9 protein-coding genes are annotated in these 11529 nt (G+C 59.6%); 4 read left to right on the forward strand and 5 right to left on the reverse strand.

Annotation, left to right across the window (positions count from 1 at the left end):
- Nucleotides 1-216 (forward strand): GMC oxidoreductase (locus VFE81_RS03385; protein WP_325043235.1); only part of this gene is annotated, 216 nt, incomplete at its 5' end.
- A gap of 151 nt (nt 217-367) precedes the next feature.
- Here VFE81_RS03385 and VFE81_RS03390 read toward each other — a convergent pair.
- The 4 genes from VFE81_RS03390 to VFE81_RS03405 form a co-directional block, all read right to left on the reverse strand.
- The gene (locus VFE81_RS03390; protein ID WP_325043236.1) at nt 368-1303 is read right to left on the reverse strand and encodes a LysR substrate-binding domain-containing protein; all 936 of its coding nucleotides are present in this window, start codon (nt 1301-1303) and stop codon (nt 368-370) included.
- Between the two features lie 147 nt (nt 1304-1450).
- On the reverse strand, nt 1451-2932 hold the full coding sequence (gene styD / locus VFE81_RS03395) for a phenylacetaldehyde dehydrogenase StyD (protein ID WP_414695542.1): 1482 nt from the start codon (nt 2930-2932) through the stop codon (nt 1451-1453).
- 212 nt (nt 2933-3144) lie between these two features.
- Nucleotides 3145-4188: a hypothetical protein gene (locus VFE81_RS03400; RefSeq protein WP_325043237.1), complete on the reverse strand. Its 1044-nt coding sequence runs from the start codon at nt 4186-4188 to the stop codon at nt 3145-3147.
- A 301-nt stretch (nt 4189-4489) separates the two neighbouring features.
- Nucleotides 4490-6475, reverse strand: coding sequence for a primary-amine oxidase (locus VFE81_RS03405; protein ID WP_325043238.1), 1986 nt, complete (start codon nt 6473-6475; stop codon nt 4490-4492).
- Between the two features lie 196 nt (nt 6476-6671).
- Here VFE81_RS03405 and VFE81_RS03410 point away from each other — a divergent pair, with 196 nt between their 5' ends.
- From VFE81_RS03410 to VFE81_RS03420, 3 genes are all read left to right on the forward strand, one after another.
- Entirely contained in the window at nt 6672-7670 is a 999-nt protein-coding gene (locus tag VFE81_RS03410; RefSeq protein WP_325043239.1) for an AraC family transcriptional regulator, read from the forward strand.
- Nucleotides 7671-7960: 290 nt separating this feature from the next.
- Nucleotides 7961-9412 (forward strand): APC family permease, encoded by a 1452-nt coding sequence (locus tag VFE81_RS03415; protein ID WP_325043240.1) that lies wholly within the window; start codon nt 7961-7963, stop codon nt 9410-9412.
- Nucleotides 9413-9593: 181 nt separating this feature from the next.
- Entirely contained in the window at nt 9594-10808 is a 1215-nt protein-coding gene (locus VFE81_RS03420) for a porin (RefSeq protein WP_325043241.1), read from the forward strand.
- 82 nt (nt 10809-10890) lie between these two features.
- On the opposite strand, the gene VFE81_RS03425 is transcribed toward VFE81_RS03420, so the two are convergent.
- The gene (locus VFE81_RS03425; protein ID WP_325043242.1) at nt 10891-11256 is read right to left on the reverse strand and encodes a hypothetical protein; all 366 of its coding nucleotides are present in this window, start codon (nt 11254-11256) and stop codon (nt 10891-10893) included.
- Nucleotides 11257-11529 lie beyond the last annotated feature (273 nt).

Below are 11529 nucleotides of genomic sequence, written 5' to 3' on the forward strand. Positions count from 1 at the left end.
GACCCGCTCACCTCCGTGGTCGATGCGCGATTGCGGGTGCACGGTATTGCTGGTTTGCGCGTGGTCGATGCGTCGATTTTCCCGAACATCACGTCGGGCAACATCAATGCGCCGACGATGATGGTGGCGGAGAAGGGCGCCGAGATGATTCTCGAGGACGCCGCCACCGAAGCCGCCTATAGACCCGAAGCGACGGAACTGGCTGCTGCTGCCTGATCGATGGAAATTCACCGCTAGCGGTGTAACGGGAAAACGCGTCGATGCGATGCAATCGGCGCGTTTTTTTGCGTCATGTAAGGCAGCAACGACGGAGGCTCAAATGGACCGGAGTCGCCTGGGCGCCCGCACTCAGACGAATTCATCCGCATCAACTCGCTTCGCCCAACTGCGCAGACTCCGACGAATTGAGCGCACGTTCGGTCAACCAGATCTCCTGCTGCAGCCAGTCGCGGAACAACGCGACGTGTGGCAACTCGTCCTGCTCCGCACGCGTAATGAGCCAATACGACTGGTGGCCGTCGACGTGCACATTGAGCACTTGTACCAACTGCCCCTCGGCCAGCTCGCGCCCGATCATGTGGCGATCGGCGATCGTTACGCCAAGACCGTCGATGGCCGCGCGGATAGCGTGATCGAGCAGATCGAATTCGTAGCCGCCGCGGGTGTCGACGTTTTCAATGCCGGCGGCTTTCAACCAATGCTGCCACGTCAGATAGCGCTGATCGGCGCTCGCGAGCACGTGCAGCAGCGTGAACTGATTCAGATCGATAGCCGCGCGGCCTGCCTGGCGCGCGAGCAACGCGGGCGCGCAGACGGCGATGTGCCGTTCGTTCATCAGCAGACGATTGTCGACGCCTTCCCACTCGCCGTTGCCGAAGCGGATGGCGCAGTCGAGCACGCCGGATTCGGCGAGGTTGTCGTCGACGCGGGTCGACAGACTGAGTTCGAGATGCGGATGCGCGTCACGCAGACGTCCGAGACGCGGCATCAGCCAGCGGCTCGTAAAAGTGGGCGGCGCGTTGATGCGCAGGCGATTACGGTGAGTTTTCTCCTGCAGACTGCGGACCGTGAGTTCAATCCGGTCGAATGATTGTTGCAGGGCTTGCAGGAGGATGCGCCCGGCGGCCGAGAGCTCCAGGTGGTGATGATGACGCTGGAGCAAGGTCTCGCCGAGTTGGGCTTCCAGTTGGCGGACTTGCCGGCTGACCGCGCTTTGCGTCACGTTCAGCAGTTCCGCTGCGCGGGTGAAGCTGCCCGTGCGGCCAGCGACTTCGAAGGCTTTCAGCGCGTTCAGCGCGGGCATTTTGCGTTTCAAGGTTGGGCACCCAAGGGTAGGCTGACGCGCGGCGGCGTGGGTGTCTGCTATTTTACTGTGTTGCCCTCGATGTGCTACAGGTGTGCACGTCTTGTGACGACGATGTGTTCGTGCCGCAAGACGTGCAGCGACCGGTCAGTACGCGATACAGACCGACTTGCTTTCCGTATAAGCATCCACAATGGCCTTGCCGTGCTCGCGTCCGATCCCCGAAGCCTTGAACCCGCCGAACGGCATCGCGGGATCGACCATGTTGTGCGTGTTGACCCAAACGGTCCCCGCTTCGATGCCGTCAACCAGCCTCAGCGCCTTGTCGAGCTGATTCGTCCAGACACTCGCGCCAAGACCATATTCCGATGCGTTGGCCTGATTCAGGACCTCATCGATATCGTCATAAGGCATAGCCACCAGCACCGGTCCGAATACCTCCTCCCTGACCACGGAAAGCGGCTTGCATGCACGATTGGCAATGACCGTCGGCCGGACAAAGAAGCCATCCGCATCAACGGCCGCGTCACGTGACAGGATCTCGCCGCCTTCCTGCCGGCCTTGCGCAATCATGCCCATGACCTTGTCGCGGTGCCGCGCGGAAGCCATGGGGCCCATCTGCGTTGCGGCATCGAAACCGGAGCCCAATGCGATTCCATCGGCCACGGCGGCGATGCCTTGCACCACTTCGTCGTAAATCGAACGCGCAACGTACAGACGGGAACCCGCGGTACAGACCTGCCCGTGGTTGAAGAAGATAGCGCCGGCCGCGCCTTCGATCGCTTTCTTCGGGTCGCAATCGTCCAGCACGATTACGGGGCTCTTGCCGCCCAGTTCCAGCGAGGCCCGTTTCAGATCGCTAGCGCATTGGCGGCCTATGATGCGGCCCACTTCGGTCGATCCAGTGAAGGTGACCTTGTTCACCAGGGGATGCTTGACTAGCGCTGCACCGGCGGTTTCGCCGCGCCCAGTGACAACGTTGAATACGCCCCGGGGGAAGCCGGCTTCATGGGCCAGTTCGGCCAGGCGGATCGCTGTTAAAGGTGTTTCTTCCGCCGGTTTCAGCACGACGGTGCAGCCGCATGCGAGTGCTGGTGCGATCTTCCAGACCGCCATCAGGAGCGGGAAATTCCACGGGACAATGGCGGCGACGACGCCCGCCGGGACGCGTTTTGTTGAGGCGTTGTAGCGGGTGCCGGGCGGGAAGGGGATCGACAGGTCGAAAGTCGTGCCCTCGATTTTGGTGGCCCAGCCGGCCATGTAGCGGAGCCATTGGACGCTGCCTGAGACTTCCAGCATCTTTGAGAATGCTATTAGTTTTCCCTGGTTCAGGGTTTCTAGTGTGGCGAGTTCGTCAGTGTGTTGTTCTACCAGGTCGGCTAGTTTTAGCAGCAGGCGTTCGCGGGTGGCTGGCGGCATTCTGCGCCAGGTGTCTGACTCGAAGGCTGCTTTTGAGGTTTTGACTGCGTGGTCGATGTCGGTTTCTGATGCATCGGGAATTTGGGCTAGCTCTTCTCCTGTCGCTGGGTTGTAGATGGGGAAGGTTTTGCCTGCGGCGCTGGAGGTTTGTTCGCCGTTGATGAACATTGTTTGTGGCAGCTTCACTGCGTGGTTTGTTTGTTCGGGCATTTTGCTTTGTCTCCGTTGGGGTGAGATTGGCGGTGCTGTTCAGTTGTCGCTTTTGGGACTTGAATTGCTGTTTTGTTGCTTGCCTGCGGCGGTGGCTTTTCTTGTTTTGGTAGTGGTTTATTAGCGTCGCCCCTGTGCGGGGCAGGCACCTACTTTTCTTTGCCTGCTGCAAATAAAAGTAGGCAAAAGAAAGCAGCTCAAACCGCTAACTCCTAAGCGGGTCCCCCGCGCAGTTGCGGTAGTGGTGCATCTGGAATCTGTGCCCTCGCTTGTTCAACACTGAGTGACAAAGGCGTCATACTTCCCGTCTTGCACTTCGTGCTTGTCGGAAGAGTTCGCTTGGCGGCGGTGATGGTTTGAGTGCTTTCGGAATGGCTTTTTTTGACCCAATGGGTCGCCAACGTGCTGGCACATATCAGGTTCGCAATCGCGCTCAGTGCATACAGCAACATGAATCCGTCGCCGAAAAAGTAAGGCGTTGTCGATAACGTTGCTCCCAATATCATCCCGATGTGGTGTGCTGCGCCGGGGCAGCCCGCACTCATCACGTTGTGCGATTTGCCGCGCAGTTTCATGAGCGCCGGGATCGTCAGGCAGTCGAGAATCAAAAACATCTTTGCTGCAAGCAGTGCCAGTGTCGGGCTGTCTACGACTGCAAGTGCTCCAGTAAACGCCGCTCGTAGCGAGTACAGCGCAATCAATATTCGGTTGCTATTGCCGGATCGATCGGTGATCAGCGCCAGCGCGCAAACAGCACCCAGCGAAAGCGCTATCTGCCAGATCGGTTGTGCGCCACTCACGCCGCAAATTGCGTACAACTGAAAACGCGCAAGACTGCCACTCGATAAGCCCGCAAGGAATGCGAGCAGCGCCGTCGCGCCGGTCGCGTAGATGGTTCTGGTTGACTGGTCCGCGTTTTGATCCGCGCATTTATTCCGATCGAAAACGTCGGGTGACGTGGCCGTTGCAGCAACACGACGCCACCAGTAAAACAGCAACGCGCCACCCACCGCCACAATCAAGCCAGCAATCGCGATGCGATGCTCCAAGCCATTCACATACCCCGGCACAATGCCCATCGCACTCATCGTGGCAACCAACGTCACAGCCGTCGCAAGCGTGGTGCACGACCGGGATACGCGCGACATCAACAACGGCACGATTGTCATCGTTGCCAGCGCCAACGCGCTCATCCACAGCGCGTTGGTTCGTTGGCTAAGACCCGCTTGAGTCACCAGCGTCGCGGCGCCGCTCACGAGTAACACACAGGCCGTGCCGCTTACGCTCGCAATTAGTCCGCGTGCTGTGCCACCCACGCTCGCCCTCGACACACGTGCTGCCCAACCCACGCTCGTCATTAATCCGTGTACCGAGCCCCTCGCGGACGCAATCCGCCCGCGTACCGCACCGCCAGCGCCAGCGCCCGCAATCAGCATGCGTGCCACGCCGCCTTCGCTTGAAGTCTGCCGGCGTATCAGGTTGCGCGCGATCGCGGGACGCACGTATGCCGCGTCCGCCACGGGTGCAGCAGCGGGCTGCGCGTCGCGTCTCCTCGGATCAGCGCTTGCAGCAGCCATGATTCGTGGACTTGCCGTCTTCAACGCTGTTCTGGTCACGCTCGGACGGTAGGTCCATCGTCGGGTTGGCGGAAAAGAAGTTGTTCGGCTTGAGCATGAAGCCGGCGTATTCCACTGGCATCACCGGGAAGTCCTCGGGTTTGCACACGTGTGTGTGACCGAAGCTGTGCCACAAGACGATGTCTTCGTTCTCGATATTGCGGTTCGCCTCGATGTAGCGCGGCAAGCCGTCGCCACCCGCGTGCTGGTTCGGATAGTCACCACTCGCGTAGCGCTCGGCCGGATCGAACGGCGTAACCCACACGTGACGCGTGGCAAATCCGCCGCGTTGGCGGACCTTGGAGCGTGCGTCGGCCAGCATCAGCGGGGAGTCGTTCACGATCAGCTTATAGCCAGGATTCGCACCGACAGCGTTCTTCACGTTCGGATTGGTCACCTTCCAGTAACGTCCCGTGCCGCCGTTCGCCACGCGCGCGGCTTCGCTCTCGGTTTTGAACACGCGCTTCGTCGTGTCGAAGACGTTGCCGTACGGATTCGTTTCGCCCATCGGGCGTGGCACGAATTCGTGCTCAGTGACGGTGTTGCGTTCGCCATCCACCATCATGTGCATCCGTGCATTGAAGAAATGCTGGTGGGTCGGGCCGCCAAGGTTTTCCGTGATCATGCCGCCCCACGGATACGTGTCGCCATCAGCCACCGCCGAGGTTTGTACGATGCCGGTCAGCTTGCATTCGAGTTGAATCGTGCCGTCCTGATACAGGTACCAGTAGAAACCGTAGTCGTAGTTGCCGACCGTCGCGAAGAACGAAATCACAAGGCGTCGCGAACGGCGCATTTCGAAGACGCCGGTGCGGAATTCATAGTGCTTCCACAGGGTTCCGTAGTCCTCTTCGTGCATGCACACAGCGTTCTTCATCAGGAACGCATTGCCGAAATCGTCAGCGGATGGAATGTCGAAATAGCGGATCGTGCCGAGACAATCGCAACCGAGTTCGAGTTGATTCGCCAGTTTTCCAAGACCGTATTCGCCGGCGTCGAATGCGCTCTTCCAGTAGTGATTCGTGCTCGGGTCGGAGTAGGGCACGCACATCTCCGTCACGCTCGCACGGTAGATGATCGGCCGCGCGTTCTTGCCGTCATCCCATGAGAGTTGATGCAGCACCAGCCCTTCGCGCGGCGTGAAGCCGACCCGGAAGTTCCAGTTCTGCCAGCTCACATGCCAGCCGTCGATCTTGAAGCTCGGACCCTCCGGCTGGCTGATCGACAGCGGTTTGAGTGTGCTGCGTGGCTCGCCGAGGCTCGGTGTGTCGTAGTTGTGCTTCGCACGTGGGATCGGAATGATGCGGCCGTCGTCGACCAGTTCGATCACTTTCTTTTCGAGCAGATCGACTACCGCCACCACGCCCTCGATGGGATGCGCGTAGCCGTTGTCGGTCACGGTCTCGCGGTAGTAACTCACGCAACGCACAAGGCGCCGGCCGTTCTCGTTCTCGCGGTCGAAGCAACCGGCGGAAAACGGATCGACCTGGACGCGCTCCAGATCCTTCTCGGTGAGGCCGCGCTTCATTACCGCAACGCGCCATGCGTCGTCGCTCTTGACGATCTGCTCGGCGTTCATGAAGTCTTCGATCATGATCGGCGGCTGGCCGTAAGGTGTCTGATCGAACGGCAGCACGTTGCGCGAGGTGACTCTTTTTTCTCTCAGGTCCACGTTGAATTCGGTCGTCGTCCGATTCGTGCGGTCGATTGCCAGTACGAACGCCGTACGCGAAAAATATTCGCCGGTCCTGAATGCGACCACTTCAGTCTTCGGCGGCTCACGCAATTCGACCATCGGAAAGCGTACGTACGCGTCGAGGTTGTCGGCGGCCTTCACGAGATCGCAGGCAAGCTGCATTTCGTCCGGACTCAGCGGATCGAGCGGATGAACGGGGGCGTGAGCGGCTTTCGTGGCATTCGTGTTCATAAGGTTCCCGTAAGGAGTGTGCTGGACCGGACTGCGTGCGAGGCTGGGTGAAGCGCTGCGAACGCTGAGTCGATGGCAAATCGTAGGAACCCAATATTATTTTCGCGCTTGCTTATCGCGCCAAATGAACGATAAAGTGCGCCAGGTGCAATAACACGGCAGCACATCAGCGAAGACTTGAGAGGAGACGCTCAGCATGAAAAAAGTCACGCTCAACGACAGTTTCCCGATGATCCGCGGTGCGGTGATGGGACCGGTTGTGCGCGCACTCGATGCATCCGGCGCCAATTGCGACGCACTGCTCGAAGCGTTCGGCATGAGCCGCAAGCTCCTGTCGAATCCGTATGAAATCCTGCCGCTCACGCGTTATGTGGCGGCATTCGAACGCGCGGCTGAAGTACTCGGCGAACCGTCGCTCGGCTTGCGTCTCGGTAGCGAATTGCAAGTGACTGAGCTCGGCCCCGCGGGTCTGGTGTTTCTATCGTCGCCGACCTTGAACGCAGCGGTGCGCAAGTTCTCGCTTGCGCTCGCGTCGTGGCAGAACACCACGACCTGTGAGTTGCTGCGCGATAGCGAATGGCCGGTATGGACCTATCAAATCGCCAATCCGCAGATCTGGCCGCGCCGGCAAGACGCGGAATACAGCCTGTCGACGATGTGCCATATGATCCGGCTCGTCCGTGGCGCCGCTTGGAATCCGGTCGAAGTGCATTTCGAACATGCCGCGCCCGCTGACCTCAAACCGTATGCACGCAATTTCCGCGTACCGGTGCGCTTTCAACAGCCTTTCAATGGTGTGATTCTGCGTCCGCTGGATCTCGATGCGCCGCTCAAGAGCGCCGACACGCAAATGGCGCGCATGATGGAGCGCCATGCCACCGATCTGATTGCGCGCGATGCGGTGCCCCACAGCATCGTCGAACAGGTGCGCGATCTGGTGACGCGGCGACTGGCGCACGAAAAGCTGATCGTCGCCGACATTGCGAAAGATCTCGGTCTCTCGCATCGCTCGTTGCAACGGCACCTGGCCGAGGCGGGGACTTCCGTGCGGCAGATCGTGCGCGAAGAGCGGCAGCGTAGTGTGGAAGGGTTGCTTGAACGTGACGGGCTCACCAATGCGGCGATCGCTCGCGCCGTGGGTTATGCCGACGCAACCGTACTGTGGCGCGCCACGCGCAACTGGAAAAAACAATAAAAGGTGGTGGCGGCGAAAATACTTTCATTTTGAAAGCACGTGAAAGTGCAATCGTCACACGAAAAAAACTTCAGGTTCCTAAGTATTCGCTGCGAAACGCAGTGCCTGACACGCTCGCGAGCATTGGCGCAATTTATCGAAAATTTGGCGCAGTTCGCGAAGTCGCTTTATTTTTTAGCTACCTACCATGCGCTCACACCGAAAGATCGAACGTCGGTCGACCGAGCGCCTTGACCAGCATTTCCAGGGTTCAGGCGAGTTCCAGACTAGCCAACAAAATAGAGGCAGCGATGAATGAACCTTACTCTCCGACCCGTCTGGTCGACGCGGAGAACCCCGTGGAACTGAAGGGCAATGCGCTGGGCTTGTGGCAGATCGTGTTCCTCGTGATTTCCGCGGCGGCACCGCTTACCGGCATGCTCGGTGCAGTGCCGCCCGCAATCAGTCTGGGCAATGGCGCGGGCATTCCGGGCGCGTTCGTGATTGCCGGCATCGTGCTGCTGATTTTCAGCGTGGGTTTTGCGTCGATGAGCCGCCACGTGGTGCGCGCGGGCGCGTTTTACGCATACATCACCGCCGGACTCGGACGGCCGTTGGGCATGGCCGGCGCACTCGTCGCGCTGATGTCGTACACCTTCATCCAGATCGCGCTGTACGGGTTGTTTGGATTTTTCTGTACGGTGATTCTTTCTCAGCTACTGCATACCGCGATGCCCTGGTACGGCTATTCGCTGATCTGCGTGGCAGTGGTGCAATTCACCGGCATCCGCGGTATCGATCTGAATAGCCGGCTGCTCGGCGTGCTGATGTGTCTCGAACTGGGCATTCTGCTGCTGCTCGCGATCGCCATCGTCGTGCATGGCGGAGGCCCGAACGGGCTCACGCTCGCGCCGTTCACGCCGGAGCATGTGTTTAGCGGCCACCTCGGCATTGCGGTGATGTTCGCCTTCGCGTCGTTTATCGGTTTCGAAGCGACGGCGATTTACGGCAAGGAATGCCGGGACCCGAAGGTGACTGTGCCACGCGCGACGTATGTGTCGGTGATGCTGATCCTCGTGTTCTTCGCTTTCGTCACGTGGACGATTGTTTGCGCGTACGGACTGAGCGACGTGGTCGCGGTCGCGACGAAGCAGCCGGGCGATTTCTGGTTTATTCAATCCGGCAAGTACCTGGGCGGTGCGGTGACGACGGTGATGAGCTTCCTGTTGCTCAGCAGTATCTTCGCGAGTCTGTTGTCGTTTCATAACACGCTGGTGCGTTATATCCACGCGCTGAGCCTGGAGGGCATCCTGCCGCAAGCGCTCAATCGGGTGCACGAAAAATACCGTTCACCGTATGTGGCGAGCTATCTGCAAACATTCTCCGTGTGCGTTTTGCTCGGGCTCTTCATCGCGGCAGGCAGCGATGCGTTCAACATTGTTTTCAGCTGGAGTTCAGCGCTTGGCACGATCGGCATCGTGATGCTGCAAGCAGTGACGAGCTTTTCCGTCATCGCGTTCTTCCGCAAGACGCACAAGGACACGCGCGTATGGCACTCGTTTCTCGCGCCTCTGGTTGGTGGCATCGGCCTGCTATATATCGGCGTGATTCTGGTGCGCAATCTCGACGCGCTCAGCGGCTCCGACAGCCCGATCGTCAAGTCTTTCCCCTGGATCGTATTCGCGGTGGCGCTCTTCGGCGTCGTGATCGGTCTCGTCTTGCGTAAGAAGCGGCCGGATATCTACGCGGGCTTCGGGCAGTAATCGAACAGCGCTCGAGGCACTCAACGCGCGCCGTCTCGTCACGTTCTAACGATCGACTCCTGCGGTTCATTCTCGATCGGCAGCGGAGCGGTGTCGTGCGTCTGGTTCGGCCGGGTCGTCCGCGTCGCCCGCGTCGTCCTGTTTGTTCTCGCTGATTTCACTACTCAACTTTCGAAAAAATATGGCACATAAACTCGTCAAGCGCTCGGCGCTTGCGCTGGCCACGTGCGGCCTCGCGATGGGCGCGCATGCGCAATCTTCGGTGACGCTCTATGGCACGGTCGACGCCGGCGTCGTCTACACGACCAACCAGCAGACAACGCTCGCCGACGGCAGCACCAACGGCCACGCGAATTATCAACTGGCGGGCGGCAACCTCGTGCCGTCGCGGTGGGGCTTGATGGGCACTGAGGATATCGGTGGCGGCACCACGGTGAACTTCACGTTGGAGAACAGCTTTCTGATCGGCAACGGCGCGATGTTGCAATCGAACACGCTGTTCAACCGCAATGCATGGGTCGGTTTGAACAACGGCACGTACGGCGCGCTGACGTTCGGCCGTCAATACGATCCGTTCTCCGACTACATGGGCGCCTATGCATCGAGCAATAACTGGGCGACGCTGTACGGCTCCCATTTCGGCGACGTCGACAACCTCAACGAAGCGTTCAACTTCAACAACTCGATCAAGTACATCAGCCCGAGCTTCGGTGGGTTGACGGTTGGCGGCTTGTTCAGTCTGGGTGGCGTGGCGGGGAATTTTTCGCAGAACAAGGGCTGGGCGCTGGCGGCGAATTACGCACAGGGGCCGCTGTCGTTGAGCGCGGGGTATCTTGAGTTGAACCAGCCGTTGCAGGCGGCCTTAGGCGGTACCGCCGGCTATATCGGCGATTTCAGTTGCGCGAATGCCGATGCGTCGTATTGTCTGCTGCAGCAGGCAAGCAAGGTGAGGATTTTCGGAGCAGGGGGCTCGTATGCGTTCGGTAAGGCGAGCGTGGCAGTGAGCTATACGCATACGCGTCTGTCGCAGAGCCAGTATTTCGCAAGTACGGCGAACCCCGCCGGGGCCGATATTTCATTCGACATTGCCGAGTTGAATACGACCTATATGCTCGCGCCTGATTTGCAGGTCGGTCTGGCGTATATATTCAACGACGCCAAGCCGAGCGGCGGTGCCTCGACGCGCGTGCATCAGATCAACCTGGGGGCGGTGTACAGCCTGTCGAAGCGGACGGCGGTCTATGCGGTGGCGATCGGGCAGAAATCTTCCGGCGCGGGGCTGGGGATCAATCCGTCGACGGGCCAGACGGAGAATCTGGCGCAGATTCCGAATATCGTCAATTCGGACACGGATAAACAACTCTCCGTGATCGTCGGCGTGCGGCACAATTTCTAATCTGCCTGCGCGGCGCTGGCAAACAGATCGGCGGAGCCAGCGCCGCATGACGAATCACTCAACGTGCCACACGGGGAAAACGCTAATCCGCCACGCGTTTGTCCGCAAGCGCGTTCTGGCAATCCGCCAGTACCTGCTTCACCAGCCGCGCTTGAGGGTCAAGCTCGTCGGTATCGAGAATCTCCTCGACGGCATCCCGCGCCCAATCGGCATCGACAAATTTCGCGTGCCGCCGCGCAATCTCCAGTGCGGTTGCGGACAACCTGGCGATACTCAACCAGTCTGCTTCCCGCGACCGGAGGTCGAGCCACTTATGGGCGGCCTGCACTTGAAACGCCGCGTCGGGCCAGTCCTCATTCAGGTAAAACGCGCCAAGGGACCCGCATGTGAGCCAGCACAACAGCTCCAAACGGTCACGTGGACTCAGATGATGGCGTACATCACTCATGGCGACGCTCGCTGCTGTAATTTGCGTTCCGGTGAGGACGGCAGGCCGTCCTGCGCTTCTGTTACACAATATCACGCAGAATTCACAAGCGGCAATTCCTGACTGACCCTGGCCGCTCCGGCGCCACAAATACCACGCGGCAGCCGGCCCGGCTCCGCCGCACTAGTGTCCCGAGTTAGAAATTCGTAGACAAAATCGCTTGACGCTGGCGAGGATGTCGTCGGCCGATTTGGTCCAGTTGAAAGGTCTCGGATCAGTGTTGTTGATCTGGAT

Origin of the sequence: Paraburkholderia sp. (assembly GCF_035656215.1) — a bacterium.
GTDB lineage: Bacteria > Pseudomonadota > Gammaproteobacteria > Burkholderiales > Burkholderiaceae > Paraburkholderia.

Excerpts from the sequence above, each read along its gene's own strand:
- VFE81_RS03410 (WP_325043239.1), top strand. The coding sequence starts at position 6,672 with ATGAAAAAAGTCACGCTCAACGACAGTTTCCCGATGATCCGCGGTGCG.
- VFE81_RS03405 (WP_325043238.1), bottom strand. The coding sequence starts at position 6,475 with ATGAACACGAATGCCACGAAAGCCGCTCACGCCCCCGTTCATCCGCTC.
- VFE81_RS03425 (WP_325043242.1), bottom strand. The coding sequence starts at position 11,256 with ATGAGTGATGTACGCCATCATCTGAGTCCACGTGACCGTTTGGAGCTG.
- VFE81_RS03390 (WP_325043236.1), bottom strand. The coding sequence starts at position 1,303 with ATGCCCGCGCTGAACGCGCTGAAAGCCTTCGAAGTCGCTGGCCGCACG.
- styD (WP_414695542.1), bottom strand. The coding sequence starts at position 2,932 with ATGCCCGAACAAACAAACCACGCAGTGAAGCTGCCACAAACAATGTTC.
- VFE81_RS03420 (WP_325043241.1), top strand. The coding sequence starts at position 9,594 with ATGGCACATAAACTCGTCAAGCGCTCGGCGCTTGCGCTGGCCACGTGC.
- VFE81_RS03415 (WP_325043240.1), top strand. The coding sequence starts at position 7,961 with ATGAATGAACCTTACTCTCCGACCCGTCTGGTCGACGCGGAGAACCCC.